Raw genomic sequence first — 23,595 nt, 5'->3', positions numbered from 1 at the left:
TCGTTACGCGAGATTGGCGCGGTCCAGGCCGAAGTCCTTGTCGTACGAACCCGGCACGGTCTGGAACGCGACGTTGATGCGGTTCCACGCATTGGTCGCCATGATCTCGTAGGTCAGGTCGACGAGTTCCTGCTCGGTGAGCTGGCTGCGCACGCGCTCGTAGATCTCGTTCGGCACGCCCTGGAGCGACAGCGTCGTCAGCGCTTCCGTCCACGCCAGCGCGGCCCGTTCGCGCGGGGCGAACAGGGTCGATTCGCGCCACGCGGCCAGGTGATGCAGGCGCAGCGCGCGTTCGCCGTGGATCGTGGCCTGCTTCACGTGCATGTCGATGCAGAACGTGCAGCCGTTGATCTGCGACGTGCGGATGGCGACGAGGTCGCGGATGCTTTCCTCGATGCTGCCGTCGTTGATCAGGGTGCCCAGCTCGACGAGCTTCTTGAAGAGGGCGGGGGACTGCTTGAGGTAGTTGATACGCTGGGTCATCTCGTTCTCCTTGGTGGTTGTGGTACGAAAGGAGTGTAGGCAGCGCGCCGCGCGGCCGGTAGGCGGCTGGCCGGCCGCACGGTGGTGCCAGAAACGCACCAATGAGCGCACCAATGAGCGCACCAGTCAGCGCGACAGCCGCACCCCGGCGGCGACGAGCAGCAGTGCGGGCCCGAGGCGCCACCAGCTGCCTGCGGCCACGGCGCCCGTGACGGCCAGCGCGAGCGTGGACAGCACGGGCGTCAGGTAGGACAGCGACCCGATCGTCGCCGCGCGGCCCGTGCGCATGGCGCGGTCCCACAGGACGAACGACAGGCCGAGCGGCCCGATGCCGATGGCGGCCATGCCCGCGAGCTCCGTGCCGGACGGCCGGTACGGCGTTTCGAACAGCGCGTGCGCCGCCAGCGCGAGCAGGCCGGCGCCGAGGCAGAAACCGCCCGTGGCCCAGGACGAATAGGCGGGCAGGCGGGCCGGCGCCAGCGAATACGCGGCCCACGTGAACGCGGCGAGCACGGCGAGCGCGTAGCCGGCGAGATGCGTGACGGTGGGCGCGGACGGTGCGATGACGAGCGCGCCGCCCGCGAAGGCGATGACACAGCCGGCCAGTTGGCTGCGCCGCAGCGGCACGGCGCGCCGGGCCAGCACGACGATCAACAGCGGCCACAGGTAATTCAGCAGGTTCGCCTCGGCGATGGGCGCGAGCCGGAACGCGGCCACGAGGCACGCGTGGTACAGGAACAGGCTGGCGATGCCGAAGCCCAGGATGGCGGCCGGCACCCTCCATTCGCGCCACCGGTGGATGGACGCGAGGCCGCCGCAGCACAGCGCGACGCCGGTCAGCAGCAGCGGCGGCGCGTCGCCCGCCAGCCGCACGAGGGTCGCGAACAGCGCCCACAACAGGATGGCGCCGAGCGCGCACGCCCATGCGGTCCGGCTCATGGCCGGCCTCCGCCCGCCAGGTCGGGATCATCGAGGCCGAGGGCGCGTATGCGCTGGGAGATGTCGTCGACGAAGACGCGCACGCGCATCGGCATGTGGTGCCGGCTCAGGTAGCAGAGGAAGTGGCCGCGGTCGTCCGGCGCATATTCCGCCAGGCAGGCGACGAGGCGCCCGGCGTGCAGGTGCTCGCGGATCTGGTAGCCGGCCATCTGGGCGATGCCGTCGCCGTCGAGGACGGCCTGCAGCACGAGGTCGGCGTCGTTGAAACAGAGCCACCCCTGCGGCGTGTGCTTGCGCACCGCGCCGTCGACCTTGAACTCCCAGTCGAACAGCCGGCCCGACGCGAAGCGGAAGTTGACGCAGCAGTGGCCCGCCAGTTCGTCCGGCGTGCGCGGCAGGCCGTGGCGCTGCGCGTACGCGGGCGATGCGCACACGAGCATGGGCATCGGGACCAGCTTCTTGGCGACGATCTGGCTGTCGTCCATGCGGCCGTTGCGGAAGGCGACGTCGATGCGCTCGGACGTGAAATCGGTGGGGCGGTCGTCGAGGATCAGGTCGACCGTGATGTCCGGGTAGCGCGCATGAAAATCCTTCAGCAGCGGCGCGACGATCTTGCGCCCGAAGCCCACGGTGGACGAGATGCGCAGGTGCCCGCGGGGGATGCCGGTACGGAGCTCGCGCATCTCGTCGAGCGCCTGGAAGATGCGGTCGACGCCGGGCCGGCAGCCCTCGAAGAAGCGCTGGCCCTCGGCCGTGAGGGACGTGCTGCGCGTCGTGCGCAGGAACAGCCGCGTGTCGAGCTGGGTCTCCAGTTTCAGCACGCTGCGGCTGACGGCGGAGCGCCCGATGCCGAGCCGCTCGGCCGCCCGGGCGAAGCTGCCTTCGTGGACGACGGCCATGAACGCGACCACGCCTGCATACGTTGTCGCGAAGCTGGATGCCAGCGCGTCGTTGCAATCGGGGCTGGGAAGAACGGAAGTGAGGCTGCGGGGCACGGCGGTCCTGTCGGTACGTAAGTACGCCGATGGTAGGCCCGCGCCCCTTCGGCGGCAATGACAAGAATCCCCGATTTCCTGCCAGCGTCGCGCGCGCCGATTGGTGTTTTTGCGGCACCGCCGCGCGTCCCCGCCGGCGCCTGTCGCAGGGCAGGCGCCCTGTCTACACTGGCGTTTTCACGCACAACGAGGACCTCGATCATGTTCCGCTACCTTCCCCTTGCCCTGGCCGCCTGCGCCACGCTCGCCCACGCGGCCCCGCCCGAACCCGTCGTCACGACGCTGATGCACCAGGCGCTGTCCGACGCGCCGGGCAAGGAAGTCATGATGCTCACCGTCGACTACGCGCCCGGCGCGGCCGATCCCGTGCACCGCCACGACGCGCACGGCTTCGTCTACGTGCTCGAAGGGACCATCGTCATGGGCGTGGAGGGCGGCAAGGAAAAGACGCTGCGCGCCGGCGAGACTTTTTACGAAGGGCCGCGCGACGTGCACACGGTCGGCCGCAATGCGAGCCGGACGAAGCCGGCGCGCTTCGTCGTGTTCTTGCTGAAGGACAAGGACAAGCCGGCGCTCATTCCGGTGGGGAGCCATTGACGGCAGCGAGCAGATGCGCCATGTCGACGGGCTTCACGAGCCGCACGTCGAAGCCCGCGTCCAGCGCCTGGCCGCCGTCGTGCTCGATGCCCCAGCCGGTCACGGCGACGAGCCGCACGGCCGCGCCCCACGCCTGTGCGCGTACCCAGCGCGCGACCTCGTAGCCGTTCGCGCCCGGCATGCCGATGTCCAGCACCATCACATCCGGACGGTGCGCGTCGGCCAGGGCCATCGCGGTGATGCCGTCGAAGCCCGTGTGGACCGTGTGTCCATCGGCTTGCAGCAGCAGCGCCAGCAGGTTCGCCGCGTCGGCATTGTCGTCCGCGAGCAGCACGCGCAGGCCGCGGGCGCCGCCGTCCGTCGCCGGTGCGTCGGATGCGGCGGCAGGCGCGTGTTGCGCCAGGGCGGGCAAGGTCACGCGGATGCGCGTGCCCTGGCCCGCGCCCGCGCTGAACGCGCGCACGGTGCCGCCATGCAGGCCGACGAGCGAGCGCACGACCGCGAGGCCGATGCCCAGCCCGGGCGTGCCGCCGTGCGCCTTCGTCTCGCCCTGCGAGAACATCTCGAATACGCCGTCCAGCCGGTGCGGCGCGATGCCGATGCCGTCGTCGGCGACCTCGATCACGGCGTCCATGGCGTCGCGCGCCACGCGCACCTCGATGTGCCCCGGCGTCGGCGTGAACTTGGCGGCATTGACGAGCAGGTTGGCGACGACTTGCGTGAGGCGGACCTCGTCGCCGACGACCATGACCGGTTCCGGCGGCAGCGACAGGCGCAGGTCGTGGCCCTTGCCCTCCAGCGTGGGCAGGGCGTTCTCGCACGCGAGTTCGGCGATCCCGCGCAGGTCGAGCGGTGCCCGGTGGAGTTCGATGCGGTTGTGGGCGATGCGGCTCAGGTCCAGCAGCTCGTCCAGCATCTTCGCCATGTGGCCGATCTGGCGGTCGATCACGTCGGTGGCGCGGGCGCGCACGGCGGCGTCGTCCGGAGCCTGGCGCAGCAGCGCGATCGAATAGCGCGCGGCGCCCAGCGGGTTGCGCAGCTCGTGCGCGAGGATCGCCAGGAATTCGTTCTTCTGGCGGTCGGCCCGTTCCAGTTCCTCGGTCTTGCGTTCCAGGTTCTGGCGCGTCTCGATGTCGGCCGTGACTTCGCGCGCCGTGCCGATCACCATGGACGGCTTGCCGTCCGTGCCGCGCAGCACGCGCGCGCTCGACGCGATCCAGCGCACGATGCCGTCGGCGCCGCGGAACCGGTATTGCATGCGGTAGTGGTCCGCACCCGCGAACGCGGCCTTCCACGCGTCGATCACGCGGGGCCGGTCTTCGTCGTGGATGTCGGCCAGCCAGGCATCCACGGTCGCCGGCGCATGGCCGGGCGGCCGGCCCAGCATCGGCCCGAGGTCGCTGGAGGCGGCGATCGAGCGGTCGCGCGGATCGTACTGCCACGTCGCCATTCCGGCCGACCGCAGCGCGATCTCGAGGCGCGCCTGCGCCTGTTCGGCCCGCGCGCGCTGCGCCACGTTGTCGAGGCAGGCGCGCACCGCATAGCCGATGCGCGGGTAGTGCTTGGGCGTCTTGGTGATGTAGTCGTCGAGGCCTTCCTTCATGGCCTCGACGGCGATTTCCTCGTTGCCGCTCGCGGTGAACATGATCACGGGACGCGCGGGGAAGCGGCGTTTCAGCTCGCGCAGGACCGTGATGCCGTCCGTGAAGCGCAGGCGGTAGTCCGTGATGGCGATGTCGAAGCGGCCGTCGGCGAGCGCCGCGGCCAGCGTCTCCGGGCTGCCTGCCTCGGTGATGCGGACGTCGGGAAAATGCCGCCCCAGCTCGCGCGCGACGAGCGCCCTGTCGTCCGGGCTGTCGTCGACGAGGAGGGCGGCGAACGTCACACGGGCTCCGGCGGCGCGGGCAGGTCGACCACGAACGTGGCGCCGCCGCCCGGCGCCGACTCCACGGCGACGCGGCCGCCCATCCGCTCGACGCCCTTCTTGACGATCGCGAGGCCGATGCCCGTGCCCGGGTATTCCTCCTCGCTGTGCAGGCGTTCGAACACGTTGAAGATGCGGGCCTGGGCCGCCGGTGCGATGCCGATGCCGTTGTCGCTGACCGTGACGCGCACCATCGATCCCGCTTCGCTTGCCGCGATGCGCACGACCGGCGCTGCGCCGGGCCGCACGAACTTGACGGCGTTCGACACGAGGTTCGTCAGCGCCTGCACGACGGTCTGGCGGTGCGCGCGCACGGTGAGATCGTCCGGCACCTCGATCTGCAGCCGCGCCTTCGCCTGCTGGATCTCGGCGTGCAGCGCGGCCGTCACTTCGTGCAGCGCGTCGTTGACGACGACGTTTTCGGTGGCGATCTCGGTGCGCGACAGGCGCGCGAATTCCAGCAGGTCGGTCACCATCGTGTCGACCCGGTGCGCGACGGCCTCGATACGGCCGATGTACAGGCTGGCCTTGTCGAGGTGGCCCTCGGCGAAATCCTGCTTGAGGACGTTGGCATAGCCCTGGATCGTGCGCAGCGGCTCGCGCATGTCGTGCGAGACGGAGAAGCCGAACGTCTCCAGCGCCTCGTTCGCATCCTGCAGCTGGCGCGTGCGCGTGGCGATGCGCTGTTCCAGGTCGGCGTTCAGGCGCAGGATTTCCAGTTCGGCGCGGCGCAGCGACGTCACGTCGTCGACGATGCCGTCGACCGCGTCGTGCCCGTTTACGCGCACGCGCACCAGCCTCACCTTGAAGGCGCGGCCGCCCATGTCGAGGTCGCCCGCGTCGAGCTGCAGGTCGGCCGCATCCAGGGTCGCCTTCAGTTCCGGGATGTGCTGCCGCACGTCCTCGATCAGCGGGTGGTGCGCCGCCTTCGTGAATTCGCCCGACCCGAGACCCAGCATGCTCCAGAACGCGCGGTTGCCTTCCTCCATCTCGCCTTCGAGCGACATGCGGAACACGCCCACCTGGATGTTCTCGAGCAGCGATGCGAGCCGCGTCTCGCTGCGGATGGCGCGCGAGCGGATCTCGGTGCGGTCGAGGCACGTGCGCACGGCGACGGGCAGCCGCGCGTAGTGGCGCGGGCTCTTGATGACGTAGTCGTCCAGGCCGTGCTTCATGGCTTCGACCGCGATTTCCTGGGTGCCCGTCGCGGTGAACATGATGACGGACAGTTGCGGAACGTGCGCCTTGATCAGCTTGAGCACGTCCAGGCCCGTCGTCCAGCGCATCTGGTAGTCGGTGATGACGAGGTCGAACGGGAAGCCGGCTGCGGCGACCTGTTCGAAGCCAGCGCGGTCGCCCACTTCCGTCGACCGGCACCCTGGAAAATGGCGTTCGAGTTCGCGGCGGGCGAGCAGGCGGTCGTCGGGATTGTCGTCGAGGAGGAGGAAGCGCAGGGGCATGGTGGGTAAGCGGACGAGGCTTGGCGTGGTGCAGGGACTTCTATTGTAGCCGTAATATGACAGGCCTCGTCAGGCCACCGGCGGCGCATCCGCCGGCGCGGCGGCCGGCAGGGGCTGCGGACGCGGTCGTTGCAGGCACAGCCGGAACACGGTGCCGGCCGGCGCCGGTTCGACCCGGATCGTGCCGCCCAGGCGCTCCACGCCCTTTTTCACGATCGCGAGGCCGATGCCCGTGCCCTGGTACTGGTCTTCGCCGTGCAGGCGCTCGAACACGTCGAACACGCGTTCGCGCTTGTCTTCCGGAATGCCGATGCCGTTGTCCGCGATGCGCACCCAGGCCGCGTCGGCGTTGACGTGGGCATCGATGCGCACGTGCGGCGTCACGCCCGGCGCGACGAACTTGATCGCGTTGCCGATCAGGTTCTCGAATACCTGCACGAGGACCGCTTCGTTGCCGAGCACCGCCGGCAGCTGGGAGGCGGCCTCGATGCGGGCGCCGGCGGCCGCGATCTGCATCTCCATGTCGCCCAGCGCGAGCTGCACGACGCGGTCCAGTTCGACGGGCTGCAGGCGCAGCTCCGCACGCGCAAGCTGGCTGTAGGCGAGCAGGTCGGTCACGAGCCGGTCCATGTGCTGGCTGACGGCGAGGATGCGGCGCAGGAACCGTTCGCCCGCGGCGCTCAGCGTGGCCGCCTCGTCTTCCAGCAGCGCGGCCGCGTAGCCCTGCACGTTGCGCAGCGGCGCGCGCAGGTCGTGCGCGATCGTGTGGGCGAAGGCGCGCAACTCGATGTTGGCCTCCGCCAGCTGCTCCGTACGGTCCTGGATGCGGTGTTCGAGCAACAGGTTGGCGTCGGCGAGTTCGCGCTGGGCGTGCTTCAGCGCCGTCACGTCCAGCATGCTCATCACGGCCCCGCGGACCTCGCCGTCGACGAGGAGGGGCTGGCAGTTGAGCTGCCACGCGCGCATCCGCTCCGGTTGCGCGGAGCTGCTGCCGGTAATCGGAATGCCGGTCACGGCCTGCTTCTCGCGCAGCGCCGCCCGCAGCGCGGCGGCCAGTGTGTCGTCGTCGCTGCTCGAGCCGGCGATGCGGAATACCGTCGTCAGCAACTGGTCGCGCGCTTGCGCCTCTTCGCAGCCGAGCAATTGTTCCGCCACGGGGTTCATGAACCGCACGCGGCCGAACGCGTCGACGGCGATCACGGCTTCGCCGATGCTGCGCAGGGTCGCGTCGAGGTTGGCCCGCTGATCGGCAAGGAAGTCGGCGTCGCGGCGCGCCATCGCCCGGACGAAGAACAGCAGCGCGACCGACAGCACGGACACGGCGCCGGCGGCTGCGATCGTGCGCGCGCGGTCGGTGCCCGCGGCGGCGTCGCGCAGCACGAGCAGCCGCTCTTCCTCGGCCAGCAACGCGGCGATGCGCATGGTGATTGCCTGGCGCAAGGCCCGCTCGCCTTCCTTGCTGGGATAAGCCATGGCGCGCTCCATGCCGGTGCGCAGGTTGCGCACGTACTCGTCCAGCAGGCCGCGCAGGTCGGCCAGAGTGCGCTGCTGGGTTGGATTGTCGCTGGTCAGTTGCGTCAGCGTTTGGAGTGCGCGGGGCAGGGCGGTCAGGCGCTCCTGGAAATCCGCATCGTCGCGCCGGCTGTATTCGAGCCGCAGCGATTTCTGCAGCGCATCGGCCTCGTTGATCAGGCTTTGCGTGCCCTGCACGTGCTGCAGCACCTCGCGCGTGTGGTTGACCCAGCGCCAGGACGCGGCCGTGCGCTGGATGCTGACGGCAAGCGTGGAGATGCCTGCGAGCAGTACAGCAATGCTGATGGCCGTTGCGATATTGACGTACCGATGTGTTCTTTGGATGAGCATTGTGTCGGCGCCGGGCTTCATGTTTAACTATTCTACCCATTGGGGGGCGATTGCGGGCTCGACGACGTGTGTGTCACCTGTGTTTCGGGATGGCCATCCCCATCTGCCGGGCCGGAACTAATTCGGGGTCGGAGCACATTTTCCGAAAAATTCGGGGTCAGAGCACTTTTTGGTGCAAAGTCTTTCAGGCAAACCTGTTGGTCGGAAGGACCGCGTTTCGCTCGTACGCGCACCGGTACGACGCTGCTGATGGGTAAGCAATGTCTAAGTGAACATTGATCGAAAATGTGCTCTGACCCCGAATCGGGGAAATTGGCGCGAAAAAAAAGCCGGGCGCGCGGCCCGGCTTGAAATGACGGCCTGGATCTCAGGCCGCGCGGTGACTGGCGTTCGCGTCGTTGGCGGCCGGCGCGGGCTTGGCGCTGCCGGCACCCATGCCGTCGTCGTGGTGGAACGGCGCGAACCACGTCGCGAGGAACGACGGGATCGTGGCGATCATGACCGCGACGAAGTAGCTGACGTAGCCCAGGTATTCCTGCAGCATGCCGCTGAGCGAGCCCGTGACCATCATGCACAGTCCCATCAGGCCCGTGCCGAACGCGTAGTGCGTCGTCGTGTACTTGCCCGGCGCGAGCTGCTGCATCAGGTAGATCATGTAGCCGACCGAGCCGAAACCGTAGAAGAATTTCTCCACGATGACGCCGGCCGCGATGGTCCACGAATCCGTGGGCAGCGTCATCGCCATCGCGAGGAAGGTCAGGTTCGGGATGTTGACGGCGCAGCACAGGATGAACAGCGTGCGCTTCAGGCCGCGCTTCGCGACGAACATGCCGCCCAGCAGCGAGCCGGCGAGCACCGCGATCAGGCCCCAGGTGCCGTAGATGATGCCCAGGCTCTCGTTGGAGAGACCGAGACCGCCCTTCGCGGCCGAATCGACCATGAAGAAGGGGCCGATCTTTTCCAGCATGCCGATGCTGAAGCGGAACAGGAAGGCGAACGCGATCATCTTCCACACGTCGCGCTTCTGGAAGAACGTGACGAACGAATCGAGCAGGATGACGGCGGCGCCGCGCACGTTCGTCGGCGTGTTTTCCGCGCGCGCGCCCTCGGGCATCACGCGCGCATGCCAGGCGGCCATCACGAGGACGAGGCCGGCGACGATGAAGAAGATGACCCGCCACGCGTCCATCCAGTCCGGCCCGAAGACCTTCGGATCGTGGTGGAACACTTCCGTGTGCAGGCGCCCGCTCAGGTAGACGAGGAAGCCGGAAGCGACGATCGGCCCGACGTTCCACGACAGGCTCTGCACGCCGCAGTACAGCGCCTGCGTGCGCGTGTCGAGCGACGTCACGTAGACCCCATCGCTGGCGATGTCCTGCGTCGCGCCGATGAACGACATCAGGACGAACAACGACAGCATCACCACCATCCAGTTGGGCAGGCTCATCGCCAGCCCGGCGCCGGCGAAGCCCAGCGCGATGAGCACCTGCATCAGGAGCACGAAGAATTTCTTCGTCCGGTACATCTCGACGAACGGCGCGAACAGCGGCTTTGCCGTGTAGGCGAAGATCAGCAGGCTCGAATACGCGGCGGCGCGCGTATTGTCCATGCCGATGTTCTTGAACATGATGGCGGTCACGCTCGTCAGCATGATGTAGCCCATCGCCATCGTGAAGTACCCGGTGGGTACCCACAGCAGGGGGTGGCTGATGCGGTCAGGCGTGCGCATGATGGGTCGACGTGACGGAGTCGATCGGGGCGCGCTGCGCCGCGGCGCGGGCGTCGACGAGCTGCTGGTCCAGCATCGCGGCGGCGCCGGCCAGGGCAGGGTAGGGCGCGTGGATCACGTACACCGGGATCTGCTTGCAGAAGTCGGTGAAGCGGCCCTTGTTCTCGAAGCGGGCACGGAACGACGACTTCGCGAAGAACTCGCCCAGGCGCGGCACGACGCCGCCGCCGATGTAGATGCCGCCGCGCGCGCACAGCGTCACGGCCACGTTCGCGGCCATCGTGCCCAGCGCGCCGCAGAAGACGTCCAGCACTTCCGCGCACAGTTGATCGCCCGCCAGGCCGCGCTCGACCACCTGCGCCGGGGCCAAGCCAGCGCCGGCGACGCCGTCGATGACGCACAGCGCCTCGTGGATGGTGGCGAGGCCCGGGCCCGAGATCAGGCGCTCGGCCGACACGTGGTCCCACTTCGTCCAGCAGTACGCGAGGATCGCCTGTTCGCGCGCGTTCGACGGCGAGAAGGCGACGTGGCCGCCTTCGCTCGGCAGCACCTTCCAGCGGCCGGCGTCGGGAATCACGCCGCCGACGCCGAGACCCGTGCCGGCGCCCACGAGGCCGATCACGGCGTCCGGGCTCACGCGGGTGCCGCCGACCTGTTCGAGGTCCGCGTCCGCCAGGCTGGGCACCGACATCGACAGCGCGGCGAAGTCGTTCACGACGAGCAGGGTGTCGAGGCCGAGGTCGCGGCGCGCGGCGTCGATCGAGAACTGCCAGTGGTGATTCGTCATCTTGATGAAATCGCCCTCGACCGGATTCGCGATCGCGATCACGGCATGGCGCAGTTCACGCGCGGCGCCGGGATGGCCGGCCAGGTAGGCACGCACGGCATCCGTGAACGTGGCGTGGGCGGCGCAGGCCAGCGTCGCGATTTCCTCGATGCGGCCGGGGCCGCGCTGCAGCGCGAAGCGGGCGTTCGTGCCGCCGATGTCGGCGAGCAGGCGGGCGCCGCCGAAAAGCACATCATCCATGGTGTCCCTCATGTCTTCCTCGGTCTCCTGTTTTTCTCACCTCACCCCCGTGGGGGTCAGGCCGCGCGCAATGCGGCGCGCTGTCCGGCGATGAAGTCGCGGTACCACAGCGCGCTCGCTTTCGGGATGCGCTGCTGGGTCGCGTAGTCGACATACACGATGCCGAACCGCTTCTCATAGCCGGAATTCCATTCAAAATTGTCCATCAGGCTCCACAGGAAGTAGCCGCGCACGTCCACGCCCGCGTCCATCGCGGCCTTCAGGGCCTCGAGGTGCGTGCGGACGTATTCCACGCGCTGGGTGTCGTCGACCTGGCCGTCGGCGCCGACGCTGTCGACCGCGGCCATGCCGTTTTCCGTAATGTACACCGGCGGCAGGTCCGGGTATTCCTGTTTCAGCTGCACGAGCAGGTCCGTCAGGCCCTGCGGGTAGATTTCCCAGCCCATGTCGGTGAAGCCCAGACCGCCTTCCGGCTTGCGCGGCGGGACTTCCGCGCTCATGACTTCGCGGCGGTAGTAGTTCACGCCCAGGAAGTCGAGCGGCTGGGCGATGATGTCGAAGTCGCCGGCATGCACGACCGGCGCATTCGCGCCATGCGCTTCCAGCGACAGGGCGGGATAGCGGCGCTTGAAGATCGGGTCCATGAACCACTCGACCGAATTGGCCCATTCCAGTGCCGCCAGGCGGCGGTCGGCTTCCGTGTCCGTGGCCGGCTCCGCGGTCCACTGGTTCAGCACGATGCCGAGCTGGCAGGGAGGATTCACCGCGCGCATCGCCTGCATGGCCAGGCCGTGCGACAGCAGCAGGTGGTGCGACACCTGGATCGCCTGTTTTTTATCCGCGACGCCGGGCGCGAACTGGCCGTTGCCGTAGCCGAGGTTCGCCGTGCACCACGGCTCGTTGTGCGTGGCGATGCTGGCCACGCGGTTGCCGAAGCGGCGCGCCACTTCGGCCGCGTAGTCGGCGAAGCGGTGCGCGGTGTCGCGCGACATCCAGCCGCCGTCGTCCTGCAGGCCCTGCGGCAGGTCCCAGTGGTACAGCGTGATGTGCGCGACGATGCCTTTTTCGTCCAGCGCGTCCAGCAGGCGCGTGTAGAAATCGAAGCCCGGTTCATTCCATGCGCCCTTGCCGGTCGGCTGCACGCGCGCCCACGCCATCGAGAAGCGGTAGGCGTTCACGCCCAGCGACGCCATCATCGCCACGTCGTCGCGGTAGCGGTTGTAGTGGTCGCACGCGACGTCGCCGTTGCTGCCGTCGATGATGTTGGCCGGATCGTGCGAGAACGTATCCCAGATCGAAGGGCCCTTGCCGTCGGCGTCAAAGGCGCCTTCGATCTGGAAGGCGCTGGTGGCGACGCCCCACGTGAAGTTGGAAGGAAAACGGATGGAGTCGGTCATGGTACGTGTTGTAGTCGTTATAGGGCGGAATTCTGCAATCTTTTGAAATCGATTTCATCGTACATGCGTCGTTGGCCGGGTGTCAACAGCATTTTTTCCTTCCAAGCATCAATGCGACATGTCAAATGGGCATCTCTGGTGTATATTCACGAGCTTCGCGGCAGCCGCCGTGTCAAGATGCAGGCCGAAACGCATGAAAAAGGATTCCAGCAGTTCGCCGATGGTCACGGTCCACGAGGTCGCCCGTGTGGCGGGCGTGTCCGCGGCGACGGTCTCGCGCTTCCTGAACGGCACCGCCAAGGTGTCGGAGGAAAAGCGCCAGGCCATCGAAAGCGTCATCGAAAGGCTCAATTACAAGCCCAACGTGCTGGCCCAGAACCTCAAGACGGGCAGCTCGCGCACGATCGGCGTCCTGACGCAGTCGCTCGTGTCGGGCTACTTCGCCGACGCCATGGCCGGCATCGACGAGGCCCTGCAGGGCACGGGCTACGCGCCGCTGATCGTGTCCGGCCACTGGCATGCGGACGAGGAGGCCGAGCGCATCGAGCTCCTGATCGCGCGTCGCGTGGACGGCCTCGTCATCCTGAGCGGTAAATTGAAGGATGCGCAGATCCTGAAACTGTCGCAGCGCGTGCCCATCGTCGCCTTCGGCCGCGACCTGAGCTCGCCGCGTGCGTACGGCTTCTGCCTGGATAACTATTGGGGCGCGTGCGAGGCCGTGAGCTATCTGATCGAGCAGGGCCACCGCAACATCGCGTTCATCACCGGCCCGTCCGACCACCAGGATGCGCTGGCCCGCCTGGCCGGCTACCGCGACACGCTGGCGAAGCACGGGATCAAGGAGCAGCAGCAGCTGATCGTCGGCGGCGACTTCCAGGAATCGAGCGGCCTGCTGGCCGTCGAGCGCCTGCTGGAATCGGGCCAGCGCTTTTCCGCGATCTTCTGCGCCAACGACCTGACCGCGTATGGCGCCCGGCTGGCGCTGTACCGGCGCGGCATCCGCGTGCCGGAGGACATCTCCGTGATCGGCTTCGACGACCTGCACAGCTCGATGTACACGACGCCGCCGCTGACCACCGTGCGCCAGCCGCTGTTCGACGTCGGCAAATGCCTGGGCCGCGCGATCGTCAAGATGATCGGCCACGAGATGCTCGACATCGAGGTGCCGCAGCTGAACCTCGTCGTGCGCGAGTCCGTCAAGCGCGTCGACTGAACACCGGGGTCAGAGCCCGATTTTGGGAAATTTCCAAAATCGGGGCTCTGACCCCGGTTTTACGCTGCGAAGCCGCCGTCGACCGCCAGGTCCGATCCCGTGACGAAGCTCGCTTCCGGGCTCGCCAGCCAGGCGACCATCGCCGCGACTTCTTCCGGCCGGCCATGGCGCGGCAGGGCCATGAAGCCGTGCAGCGACTTGCCGAAATCCGTGTCGGCCGGATTCATGTCCGTGTCCACGGGCCCCGGCAGCACGTTGTTGACGGTGATGCCGCGCGGTCCCAGGTCGCGCGCCAGGCCTTTTACGAGGCCCGTCAGGGCCGACTTGCTCATCGCGTAGACCGCGCCGCCGGCGAACGGCATCCGCAGCGCGTTCGTGCTGCCGATGTTGATGATGCGGCCGCCGTCCGGCAGGTGGCGCGCGGCCGCTTGCGCCGCGGCGAACACGGCGCGCACGTTCACGGCGACCGTCTTGTCGAAGTCGGCGAGCGAGAATTCCGTCACGTGGCCGCCGAGGAAGACGCCCGCGTTGTTGACGACGATGTCCAGCCGGCCGAATTTGTTCGCGGCCGTGTCGATGGCGGCGGCGAGCGCCTGCGCATCGGCCACGTCGGCGCGCAGCGCGAGGGCCCGGCCGCCGGCCGCTTCGATGCGGCCGGCCAGCGCCTGCGCGGCGGCGTCCGATGACTGGTAGGTGAAGGCGACCGCCGCGCCGTCGCGCGCAAGACGCTCCACGATGGCCGCGCCGATGCCGCGCGATCCGCCGGTGACGAAGGCGACTTTGTCGTTCAGGTTCGTGTTTGCCATGATGCTCTCCATTCGGTTGGGGTGGTTGATGTCTGCAGTATCATTCCAACTCCCGGTTCAAACTAGCCGGTCAAAAAGCACAAGACTTTCAACCCTCAGTTAAAGGTCGGCCATGGAGCATCTGGATTCCTTCATCTACAGCGCTGAGGACGGCGGCTTTTCGGCGGCTGCGCGCCGCCTGGGCCTGACGCCGGCCGGTGTCAGCAAGAACGTGGCCCGGCTCGAGGCGAACCTGGGCGTGCGCCTGTTCCGGCGCAGCACGCGCAAGCTGAGCCTGACGGAGGAGGGAGAGCAGTTGCTGCGCGAGGTGGCCGAGCCCTGGCACCGCATCCAGGACGCGATGGCCGTCGTGCGCCAGGGCGCCAACCGCGCCGCGGGGCCGCTGAAGGTGGCGATGGCGCCGGCCGTCGGGCGCATGCATTTCGTGCCGATGCTGGCGGAATTCCGCCGCCGCTATCCCGAGGTGCTGCCCGACCTGCACTTCGATAACCGCCAGGTCGACCTGATCGCGGAAGGGTTCGACGTCGCGATCGGTGGCGGCGTCGAGCTGCCGCAGGGTGTCGTCGCGCGCGAGCTGGCGCGGGTGCGCATCGTGCTCGCGGCGTCGCCCGACTACCTGGCCCGACGCGGCACGCCCATGCATCCGGACGACCTGGCCGCGCACGACGGCATCGCGCGCCGCTCGATCCGCACGGGCCGGCTGCAGGTACTCACGCTGCGCGACGACGCGGGCCGCGTGGCGCCTTACGATCCGCGGCCCGTGGCCGTGCTGGACGATCCGGAAGCGATGGCGCATGCGGCCGCCGCCGGTCTCGGCATCGCGCTGCTGCCCGCGCCGCACGCTGGGCCGCTGCTGGCGGACGGGCGCCTCGTGCGCATCCTGCCGGACTGGTATGCGGAGACGGGGCCGTTGTTCCTCTACTATTCGAACCGGCGGCTGCTGCCCGCCAAGACGCGGGTGTTCGTCGATTTCGTCGTCGAGCGTTTTCGGGCGCTGGGGCTGGCGGCGCACTTCGCGGGCTGACCTGCCTGTCACGGAACTGACATCTGGCCTTAATACAATGTACGATTGCCAACACCAGCAACCCGACAGAAAGACCGACCGCATGAGACCGTCCTGGCTGAAGACTTCGCTCACCCTGATCACCTGTTCCGCGCTGTGGCTGCCCGCATTGGCCCCCGCCGCGGGCGCCGACAGGCCGGCCGCGTCCGGCCAGGCCGCCGCGCAGGTGAAGCCGCCGAAGCTCGTGGTCGTGATGGTCATCGACGGCCTGCCGGCCGAGCAGGTCCAGCGCTACCGCGACCAGTTCGGCCCCGGCGGCCTGCGCCGGCTGCTGAAGCAGGGCGCGTCGTTCACGGATGCGCACCAGGCGCACGGCATCACCGTGACGGCCATCGGCCACTCGGCCGTGCTGACCGGCGCGTATCCTTACCGGCACGGCATCATCGGCAACAACTGGATCGCTGCGGACGGCAAGCAGGTCTATTGCACCGAGGACACCCGTTACCACTACATCGACGAAGAGACGGACCCGCACGACGGCACGTCGCCCGCGAACCTGCGCGTGGACACGCTCGGCGACCAGTTGCGCTACGCCACCGGCAACCGCAGCAAGGTCGTGACCGTGTCCGGCAAGGACCGCGGCGCGATCCTGCTCGCGGGCAAGACGGGCACCGCGTACATGTTCATGGACAAGACGGGTGACTTTGCCAGCAGCACCTATTACATGGACAAGCATCCGGCCTGGGTCGAACGCTTCCGCGCTTCGAAACCGCAGGACCGCTACTATGCGACGTCGTGGAAGCCGCTGCTGGACGACAAGGCCTACGCGGACGACGCCCCGTATCCGGAGGCGACGACGTCCAACCCGAACCGATTTCCTTTCATGTTCTACAGCGAGAGCGGCAAGCCGGCCGCCGACTATTACGGCCGCTTGAAGGTGAGCCCGGCCGTGGATGAACTGACCCTCGAGTTCGCGGAGGCCGCCGTCGACGGCGAGCAGCTGGGCCGCAATCCGACCGGCGCGCCGGACCTGCTGGGCGTGAGCCTGTCCGGCCACGATTACGTGAACCACGCGTACGGCCCGGAAAGCCGCATGTCGCACGACCACCTGCAGCAGATCGACCGCAAGATCGGCGAATTCTTCGCTTTCCTCGACAAGCGCGTGGGCCTGGACAACGTGCTCGTCGTGCTGACGGCCGACCACGGCTTCGCCAACACGGCCGAGTTCGCGCGTACGCAGCATGCGGACGCCTTGCGCGTGAATCCGAAGACGCTGCTCGAGAACCTGAACGCCGCGCTGGCCGAACGCTTCGGCGGCGCGAAACTCGTCAGGACGTCGCTGCTGCCCGACGTGCACCTGGACGACGACGCCATCGTCAGCAGGGGCCTCGTCCGCGCCGACGTGGAAAACGCCGCCGCCCGGTTCCTGCTGGCGCAGCCGGGCATCTCGGCAGTCTTCACGCGCACGCAGCTGGAGCAGGGCGTCGCCGCGACATCGCGCCTCGGCACGCTGATGCAGCGGGCGTGGAACAGCCAGCTGTCCGGCGACCTGCTGGTGGTCACGACGCCGTACACGATCTTCGGCAGCGGCTCGGCGGGCGCGAGCCATGGCACGCCGTGGCAGTACGACACTTCGGTGCCGTTATTGATCATGGGCAGGCGCTGGATCCGCCCGGGCGAGCAGGCCGGCTACGCGGAAGTCGTCGACATCGCCCCGACGCTGGCGCAGATCCTGCACGTACGCCGTCCGGCGGGCGCGGAAGGCCGTGTGCTGAAGGAGGCGCTGCGTTGATGGCGTTCCCTGAAGACGTAACGGGAGACGCGGGAGCGCCGGGGGCCGCTATACTGCCGTCAACGCCACTCAACGCGAGCCCATCCATGTACGCAGCAGTCGACCTCGGCTCCAACTCCTTCCGCCTGCACATCGGCGAGCCGATCGCGGGCCAGATCCACATCGTGCGCACGGCGCGCGACCCGATCCGCCTCGCGGCCGGCCTCGGCCCGGACAATGCGCTGTCCGAAGCAGCGGTCGAGACGGCGCTGCGCACCCTGCGCGACTTCAGCGGCATCCTGCGCCAGTTCCGCCTGGATGCGGTGCGCGTCGTCGCGACCAACACGATGCGCGTGGCCACCAATGCTCAGGCCGTGCTGCCGCGCCTGGAGGAGGCGATCGGCCATCCGATCGAGATCATCTCCGGCGAGGAAGAAGGGCGCCTGATCTACATGGGCGTCGCACGCGCACTGGGCCGGCGCACCGGGCGGCGGCTCGTGATCGACATCGGCGGCGGCTCGACGGAAGTCATTGCGGCGGACGGCGACGACATCCGCATCGTCGAATCGTTCAGCACCGGCACGCATCCGCAGAGCGCCACGTATTTCCGCGGCGGCCATATCAGCGCGGACGCGTTCGAGACGGCCGTCAACGCGGCGCGCGCCCAGTTCGAGGACCTGGCCGGCCAGTACCGCCAGCATGGCTGGGATGCGGTCTACGGCTCGTCGGGCACGATGCGCGCGATCAGCGAGGTCATCTCGCGCAACCGGATCGGCGACGGCACGATGTCGCTGGCGAGCCTGCTCGCGCTGCGCGACAAGCTGGTCGAACTCGGTCACGTCGACGCGTTCGACCTGCCGGGCGTGAAACGCGAGCGCGTGATCGTGATGACGGGCGGCCTGTCGATCCTGATCGGCGTGATGCAGGAGCTGGGGGTAGCCGCCATGACAGCGATTAACGCCGGCCTGCGCCTCGGGGTGCTGTCCGACCTGGAGCTGCGCGCCAACCGCCACGACCGCCGCGACCTGGCCATCCAGGACTGCATGCGCCGCTTCGGCGTCGACGCGCAGCGCGCCGCGCGCACGGCGGCCATCGCGAAGACCCTGTTCGACAAGCTGGCGCCGCAGGACGAAGCCGTCGTCCACCACCTGCTGCGCAGCGCCATGCTGCACGAGGTGGGGCAGGCCGTGTCGCACACGGGCGCGCACAAGCATGCGGCCTACATCGTCGAACACGCCGACCTGCCCGGATTCACGGCGCGCGAGCAGCGGCTGATGAGCCTCATCGTGCTGGGCCAGAAGGGCAACCTGCGCAAGGTGAGGGAAGTGCTGGGCGTGCCCGACCTGGCCAAGGCGGTGCTCGCATTGCGCCTGGCCGCCGTGTTCATGCACGCGCGCGTGGACGGCGACGTGGACGCCGTCCGCCTGCGCATGAAGGGGCGCATCGACATCGAGACGCCGCGCGGCTGGCTGCGCCAGCATCCGACGGTCGCCGCCTGGTTCGAGAAAGAGGCGGACGCGTGGAACGACGTGGGCGTGCCGTTCAGCGTGACCACTTGACCACCCTTGAAATCCCCGGTGCGGAAGCGATACTGGAAGTCCGATCATCGACTTTCAGGAAGAGGATCATGAACGAGCAAGCCAACATCAGCCTGATCGAGCAGGCGTACGACGCGTACGGCAGGGGCGACATTCAAACGCTGCTCGGCCTGGCCGCGCAGGACATCGACTGGGAACTGCCGGAAGTGGAAGGCATTCCGTTCAGCGGCAAGCGCCATGGCGTGAGCGAAATGGCCGACTTCTTCCGCATCCTGGCCGAGTGCCAGGAACCGCGCGAATTCAAGCCGGACCGCTTCATCGCCCAGGATGACCAGGTCGTCGTGCAGGGCCACGGCACGTTCGTCGTCAAGGCCACCGGCGCCGAGTTCAGCGGCGACTGGTGCCATGTCTTCCGCGTCGCCGGCGGCAAGATCGCCAGCTTCAAGGAATACGACGATACCCACCAGGCCGCGCAGGCCTACCGGCCGCGGGGGGCCGGCGCGGGCATCACCGCGCCGCAGCCGTCTGTTCATTAACGCTCTGCTATCATGGGGGGACATGAACCCCGTCCCCCTCGCAGGCCGCCACGTGCGGCTCGAACCTTTTGACGAGACGCTCCGTGCACCCGTGCGCAGCGCGCTCGATTGCGACCCCGACGCGTGGCAGCTGTTCGCGATCAACGGGCAGGGCGACGGCTTCGACGGCTTCTGGGACAGTCTCAACGCGCAGGTGGCGCAAGGCGGCTGGATCGCCTACGCCATCCGCGCCCTCGCCACCGGCGCCGTCGTCGGCACCACCAGCTTCCTGAACATCAAGCCCACGCGCCAGACCGTGGAAATCGGCGGCACGTTCATCCATCCGGACGTGCGCGCCACGGCCGTCAACGCGGAAGCGAAATACCTGATGCTGGCGCACGCGTTCGGGAGCGGCATGCGCCGCGTCGAGTTGCTGACGGATGCACGCAACGTGCGCAGCCAGGCCGCCATCGTGAAACTGGGCGCCGTGCGCGAGAGCGTGCTGCGGCGTGAACGCGTCACCTGGACCGGGCACGTGCGCGACAGCGTGCTGTTCGCGATCACCGACCTCGACTGGCCGGACGTCCGGACGGGGCTGGAGCGGCGACTGGGCGTCAGCCAGACCTCACACGGGTGCCATGGCGCCGGAACGCCCCGGGCGTGCAGCCATATTCCTCCTTGAACAGCTTGTTGAAATACGAACGATTGGCATAGCCGGCCGAATACGCGATTTCCGCCACGGTCGCACCGGCCTGGTCGGTCAGCAGTCTGGCCGCCTCGGTCAGTTGAGGGGCAGCGCATGGGCGGGCGCGCATTTCGCGAGGAAAGAAACGGTCGAGTACCTCGACAGATCCGCCGTCCCTTCGAACTGCAGCGCCGCCCGCGCCCAAATGCGAGATGGCGTCCGATATCTTGAAGTCGAAGCGGATGGCGCGCTGCGATGGATGCAGAAACCCGCGATGAGCGCGTCGGCGGCCAGCAGCAGCACGAACGCGCCGAGGGCCTTCCTGTAGAAGTGCTGCATGTCAGCGCTGCGCGAAAAACGCCGACGGCGAACAGCCGAACGTCTTCCTGAACATGTGCGAAAACGCGGACTGGCTCGTATAGCCCAGTTCTTCCGCGACGCGCGCCAACGGCATCCCGCGCGCGATCAGCGGCGCCGCATGCGCGAGGCGCACCTGCTGGCGCCATTCGGTGAAACTCATGCCGAGCTCCCGCTCGAACAACCGCGCCAGCGTGCGCTCGGACGCGCCCACCTGGCGCGCCCAGTCGGCCAGCGTGTGCGTGGCGCCCGGTTCGTCGAGCAGGCGTTCGCACAGGCTTTGCAGCCGCTTGTCGCGCGGCAGCGGCACGCGGATCGGCAGCGCGGGCGCGCGCGCCAGCTCGTCCAGCATCAGTTCCGACAGCATCGTCGCGCGCGGCGACGGTTCCAGCTGCGGCAGTTGTTCCAGTGCGAGGATCAGTTCGCGCAGCAGGGTCGACACTTCCAGCACGCGGCATGGATCAAAGGGGAAGGGCGAGCGCGCAGCGTGGATGCGCACGGGACGCAGGCGCACGGGTTCGAGCACGGTGACCTCGTGCACGACGCCGGGCGCCGTCCAGATCGCGCGCGACGGCGGCACGATCCAGCTGCTGCCGGCGGCCGTCAGGCGGATCACGCCTTCGCGCGCATAGGTCAGTTGGCCGAACGTGTGCGTGTGCGGCGCAACATTGTCCAGCGCCACCAGGTCGCGCGCCGTCAGGGTGACGGGCCGCGCCGGCGTGGGATCGAAGCAGTCGGGGAACGGCTGCGTATGGTGGACGACGGGGATGCTCACGGATGTCCGATTCTCGATAGAAGTTGTCCTGCTATCGTAATTCAGCCGTGGTGTATTTGCCTACACTGGCGTTTTCCCTTGGAGTAAATATGTCACAAGACAGCACCCTGCGCGCCGACGCGCGCGTGATCGCCCTGGTGGGCCTCGCCCACGGCACCTCCCACTTCTACCACCTGATCCTGGCCGCGCTGTTCCCCTGGCTGAAGCCCGCGTTCGGCCTCAGTTACGCGGAACTGGGCCTGCTGCTGACGGCGTTCTTCGTGGTGTCGGGCGTCGGCCAGGCGCTGGCCGGCTTCGTCGTCGACAAGGTCGGCGCCCGCAGCGTGCTGTTGTTCGGCATGACGATGCTGGGCGTCTCGGCCCTCGTGCTGTCCGTCGCCGGCAGCTACGCGGCGCTGATGGCGGGCGCGCTGCTGGCCGGCGTCGGCAACAGCGTCTTCCACCCCGCCGACTACACGCTGCTGAACCAGCGCGTCTCGCGCGCCCGGCTTGCGCACGGCTTTTCCGTGCACGGCATCAGCGGCAACATCGGCTGGGCTGCGGCGCCGCTGTTCATGACGACGGTCGCGGCGTTCTCCAGCTGGCGCATGGCGCTCGCCTGCGCGGCGATCCTGCCGCTCGCGGTGCTGGCCGTCCTGCTCCTGAACCGCGCGCGCCTGGCCCCCGAACCCAAGCCGGCCGTTGCCGCTGCACCTGCGGCCGGCGAGGGCACCTTGTCGTTTCTGCGCCTGCGCGCCGTGTGGATGTGCTTCGCGTTCTTCTTCCTGACGGCCGTGGCGCTGGGCGGCATCCAGGCCTTTGCCTCGATCGGCCTGATGCAGCTGTACGGCATCTCACGCGAGCTGGCGACGGGTTCGTACACGGCGTACATGCTGGCGTCGGCGGGCGGCATGCTGCTGGGCGGATTCGTCGGGGCAGGCCGGCAGGACCACGACCGCACGGTGGCCATCGCCTTCGCCGTCGCCGCTGCGCTGGCGCTGCTGCTGGGCGTGGCCGTCGTGCCCGGCTGGCTCGCGTTGCCGCTGATGGCGCTCGTCGGCTTCTTCTCGGGCATCGCGGGACCGTCGCGCGACCTGATGATCCGCGCGGCGGCGCCGAAGAATGCGACGGGGCGCGTGTATGGGATCGTCTATTCCGGGCTGGATGCGGGGCTGTCCGTGGGGCCGGCGCTGTTCGGGCTCGTCATGGATGCGGGGCATCCGGGGTGGCTGTTCGCGGGAATCGCGCTGTTCCAGGCGCTGGCCATCGTCACGGCGGTGGGGGTGGGCGGCGGGACGCGCGCCGGCCGTTTGCAGAACGCCTGACCGTCAGCCGGCCTGCAGCGGAAAGCGCAGCGTGACGCAGGTGCCGTGTCCCGCGCGGCTCTCCAGGTCGATGTGGCCATGATGCTTGCGGACGAACCCCGCCGCCAGCGCGAGGCCGAGTCCCGCACCCTGCACGCCGCTCTTGGTCGTGAAGAACGGTTCGAACGCGCGGCGCTGCACGTCGGGCGCCATGCCGGCGCCCGTATCGACGACGCGGATGCGCGCGTAGCTTCCTGCCGGGACCTGCGCCGTGCGCGGCGCGACCTGCTCGCTGTCGAGGACGAGGGTGACGGCGCCGCCGCCGGACGTGGCCTCGCGGGCGTTCTTCACCAGTTCGGCCAGTACCTTCTGCAGCTCGATCGGGTCGAGCGACGCGCAGGAAGGTGTGCTGGCCAGGTCCAGCGCGCACGGCGGCATGGCGCCCGCGGGGTTGAACACGGTGCCGTCGATCCCGCGCAGGAAGGCGCCGAGGTCGATGCTTTCCGACGTGCGCGAATTGCCCCGTGCCGTCGCCAGCAGCTGCGTGGTCAGCTGGGTGCCGCGCCGCACGCCGTCCGTCGCCGCGTCGATCCGGCGGCGCGCGCGTTCGTCGGGGTTTTCGATGCGCATGAGCTGCAAATGGCCGTTAATGATGTGCAGGATGTTGTTGACGTCGTGCGCCACCGTGCCGGCGAGCTGGCCGATGGCTTCCATCTTCTGCGCCTCGTGCAGCGCGGCCTGGGCGTGCGCAAGCTGCTCCGTGCGGCGCAGCAGGGCGGTGCGGCTGTCCGCAAGGGCGGCGGCGGCGCGGTCGCGTTCGCGCGCCACGAGGCAGGCGTTCGAATGCGCCCGCACGCGTGCCGTCAGTTCCACGCGGTCCGGCCATTTGACGAGGTAGTCGGCCGCACCCGCCGCGAAGCCGGCGGCCTTCACGTGCGGATCGACCTCGGTCGACAGCATCAGCAGGGGCACCGCCGCCGTCGCCGGATGGTCGCGCAGCCGGTGGATCAGGTCGAGGCCGTCGACGCCCGGCATGCGCAGGTCGACCAGCATCACGGTGGGCTTGAAGTCGAGTGCCGCGGCGATGGCGCTGTCCGGATCGTGCACGCAGCGGAGCGTCGCGTCGCTTTCGCCGGCAAACATCCCGAGCAGCATGTCGGCGCTCATGCGTTCGTCGTCGACGAGGAGGAGACGGAGGTCGTTGTCGTTGCTGTACATGGAGGGTCGTGTGGAGG

22 protein-coding genes are annotated in these 23,595 nt (G+C 68.6%); 8 read left to right on the top strand and 14 right to left on the bottom strand.

Going from position 1 to position 23,595, the window contains the following annotated elements; translation table 11 throughout:
- Positions 1–3: 3 nt before the first annotated feature.
- From QPK29_RS04020 to QPK29_RS04010, 3 genes are all read right to left on the bottom strand, one after another.
- Positions 4–483, bottom strand: a complete 480-nt coding sequence (locus QPK29_RS04020) for a carboxymuconolactone decarboxylase family protein (RefSeq protein ID WP_056328702.1) — start codon at positions 481–483, stop codon at positions 4–6.
- Positions 484–609: 126 nt separating this feature from the next.
- Entirely contained in the window at positions 610–1,422 is an 813-nt protein-coding gene (locus tag QPK29_RS04015; RefSeq protein WP_371769552.1) for a DMT family transporter, read from the bottom strand.
- Complete coding sequence (locus QPK29_RS04010; RefSeq protein WP_371769553.1) at positions 1,419–2,417, bottom strand: LysR family transcriptional regulator; 999 nt, start codon at positions 2,415–2,417, stop codon at positions 1,419–1,421. The genes QPK29_RS04015 and QPK29_RS04010 overlap by 4 nt, the downstream gene beginning before the upstream one ends.
- 201 nt (positions 2,418–2,618) lie before the next feature.
- On the opposite strand from QPK29_RS04010, the gene QPK29_RS04005 reads away from it, so the two are divergent.
- On the top strand, positions 2,619–3,014 hold the full coding sequence (locus QPK29_RS04005; RefSeq protein ID WP_371764937.1) for a cupin domain-containing protein: 396 nt from the start codon (positions 2,619–2,621) through the stop codon (positions 3,012–3,014).
- On the opposite strand, the gene QPK29_RS04000 is transcribed toward QPK29_RS04005, so the two are convergent.
- The 6 genes from QPK29_RS04000 to QPK29_RS03975 all read right to left on the bottom strand — a co-directional run bounded on the left by QPK29_RS04000 (position 2,992) and on the right by QPK29_RS03975 (position 12,414).
- Entirely contained in the window at positions 2,992–4,899 is a 1,908-nt protein-coding gene (locus tag QPK29_RS04000) for a hybrid sensor histidine kinase/response regulator (protein WP_371769554.1), read from the bottom strand. The two genes, QPK29_RS04005 and QPK29_RS04000, sit on opposite strands and share 23 nt — an antisense overlap.
- A complete protein-coding gene (locus tag QPK29_RS03995; RefSeq protein WP_371769555.1) occupies positions 4,896–6,398 on the bottom strand; it encodes a sensor histidine kinase in 1,503 nt (500 codons plus the stop codon). The genes QPK29_RS04000 and QPK29_RS03995 overlap by 4 nt, the downstream gene beginning before the upstream one ends.
- Before the next feature lie 69 nt (positions 6,399–6,467).
- Positions 6,468–8,261: a sensor histidine kinase gene (locus tag QPK29_RS03990; RefSeq protein WP_371769556.1), complete on the bottom strand. Its 1,794-nt coding sequence runs from the start codon at positions 8,259–8,261 to the stop codon at positions 6,468–6,470.
- Between the two features lie 367 nt (positions 8,262–8,628).
- Positions 8,629–9,990, bottom strand: coding sequence for an MFS transporter (locus tag QPK29_RS03985; RefSeq protein WP_371769557.1), 1,362 nt, complete (start codon positions 9,988–9,990; stop codon positions 8,629–8,631).
- A complete protein-coding gene (locus tag QPK29_RS03980; RefSeq protein WP_082577532.1) occupies positions 9,977–11,017 on the bottom strand; it encodes a glucokinase in 1,041 nt (346 codons plus the stop codon). The genes QPK29_RS03985 and QPK29_RS03980 overlap by 14 nt, the downstream gene beginning before the upstream one ends.
- Positions 11,018–11,073: 56 nt before the next feature.
- Complete coding sequence (locus tag QPK29_RS03975) at positions 11,074–12,414, bottom strand: GH1 family beta-glucosidase (RefSeq protein ID WP_371769558.1); 1,341 nt, start codon at positions 12,412–12,414, stop codon at positions 11,074–11,076.
- A 193-nt stretch (positions 12,415–12,607) separates the two neighbouring features.
- Between QPK29_RS03975 and QPK29_RS03970 the strand changes: the two genes are divergently transcribed.
- Positions 12,608–13,627 carry a LacI family DNA-binding transcriptional regulator gene (locus tag QPK29_RS03970; RefSeq protein WP_371769559.1) on the top strand — a complete coding sequence of 340 codons (1,020 nt, stop codon included), beginning with the start codon at positions 12,608–12,610 and terminating at the stop codon, positions 13,625–13,627.
- 59 nt (positions 13,628–13,686) lie between these two features.
- Here QPK29_RS03970 and QPK29_RS03965 read toward each other — a convergent pair whose 3' ends face one another.
- A complete protein-coding gene (locus QPK29_RS03965; protein WP_371769560.1) occupies positions 13,687–14,433 on the bottom strand; it encodes an SDR family oxidoreductase in 747 nt (248 codons plus the stop codon).
- Positions 14,434–14,545: 112 nt separating this feature from the next.
- Here QPK29_RS03965 and QPK29_RS03960 point away from each other — a divergent pair, with 112 nt between their 5' ends.
- The 5 genes from QPK29_RS03960 to QPK29_RS03940 all read left to right on the top strand — a co-directional run bounded on the left by QPK29_RS03960 (position 14,546) and on the right by QPK29_RS03940 (position 19,942).
- Positions 14,546–15,457 carry a LysR family transcriptional regulator gene (locus tag QPK29_RS03960; RefSeq protein WP_371769561.1) on the top strand — a complete coding sequence of 304 codons (912 nt, stop codon included), beginning with the start codon at positions 14,546–14,548 and terminating at the stop codon, positions 15,455–15,457.
- Between the two features lie 82 nt (positions 15,458–15,539).
- The gene (locus QPK29_RS03955) at positions 15,540–17,228 is read left to right on the top strand and encodes an alkaline phosphatase family protein (RefSeq protein WP_371769562.1); all 1,689 of its coding nucleotides are present in this window, start codon (positions 15,540–15,542) and stop codon (positions 17,226–17,228) included.
- Between the two features lie 86 nt (positions 17,229–17,314).
- Positions 17,315–18,766 carry a Ppx/GppA phosphatase family protein gene (locus tag QPK29_RS03950; protein ID WP_371769563.1) on the top strand — a complete coding sequence of 484 codons (1,452 nt, stop codon included), beginning with the start codon at positions 17,315–17,317 and terminating at the stop codon, positions 18,764–18,766.
- 68 nt (positions 18,767–18,834) lie between these two features.
- The gene (locus QPK29_RS03945; protein ID WP_371769564.1) at positions 18,835–19,281 is read left to right on the top strand and encodes a nuclear transport factor 2 family protein; all 447 of its coding nucleotides are present in this window, start codon (positions 18,835–18,837) and stop codon (positions 19,279–19,281) included.
- 22 nt (positions 19,282–19,303) lie between these two features.
- Positions 19,304–19,942, top strand: a complete 639-nt coding sequence (locus QPK29_RS03940) for a GNAT family N-acetyltransferase (protein WP_371769565.1) — start codon at positions 19,304–19,306, stop codon at positions 19,940–19,942.
- On the opposite strand, the gene QPK29_RS03935 is transcribed toward QPK29_RS03940, so the two are convergent.
- Genes QPK29_RS03935 through QPK29_RS03925 form a run of 3 tightly spaced genes read right to left on the bottom strand, consistent with a single transcriptional unit; the run spans position 19,875 to position 21,077 of the window.
- Complete coding sequence (locus tag QPK29_RS03935) at positions 19,875–20,075, bottom strand: helix-turn-helix domain-containing protein (RefSeq protein WP_371769566.1); 201 nt, start codon at positions 20,073–20,075, stop codon at positions 19,875–19,877. The two genes, QPK29_RS03940 and QPK29_RS03935, sit on opposite strands and share 68 nt — an antisense overlap.
- Positions 20,042–20,284: a hypothetical protein gene (locus tag QPK29_RS03930; protein ID WP_371769567.1), complete on the bottom strand. Its 243-nt coding sequence runs from the start codon at positions 20,282–20,284 to the stop codon at positions 20,042–20,044. Before QPK29_RS03930 ends, QPK29_RS03935 begins: the two co-directional genes overlap by 34 nt.
- A 1-nt stretch (position 20,285) precedes the next feature.
- A complete protein-coding gene (locus tag QPK29_RS03925) occupies positions 20,286–21,077 on the bottom strand; it encodes a helix-turn-helix transcriptional regulator (protein WP_371769568.1) in 792 nt (263 codons plus the stop codon).
- 89 nt (positions 21,078–21,166) lie between these two features.
- Here QPK29_RS03925 and QPK29_RS03920 point away from each other — a divergent pair, with 89 nt between their 5' ends.
- Positions 21,167–22,381: an MFS transporter gene (locus QPK29_RS03920; RefSeq protein ID WP_371769569.1), complete on the top strand. Its 1,215-nt coding sequence runs from the start codon at positions 21,167–21,169 to the stop codon at positions 22,379–22,381.
- Between the two features lie 3 nt (positions 22,382–22,384).
- On the opposite strand, the gene QPK29_RS03915 is transcribed toward QPK29_RS03920, so the two are convergent.
- Entirely contained in the window at positions 22,385–23,578 is a 1,194-nt protein-coding gene (locus QPK29_RS03915) for a hybrid sensor histidine kinase/response regulator (protein ID WP_371769570.1), read from the bottom strand.
- Between the last annotated feature and the right edge of the window lie 17 nt (positions 23,579–23,595).

This window comes from Massilia orientalis (assembly GCF_030411975.2).
Classification (GTDB): Bacteria; Pseudomonadota; Gammaproteobacteria; order Burkholderiales; family Burkholderiaceae_D; genus Telluria; species Telluria orientalis.
This window is presented reverse-complemented; position numbering and strand designations above follow the sequence as displayed.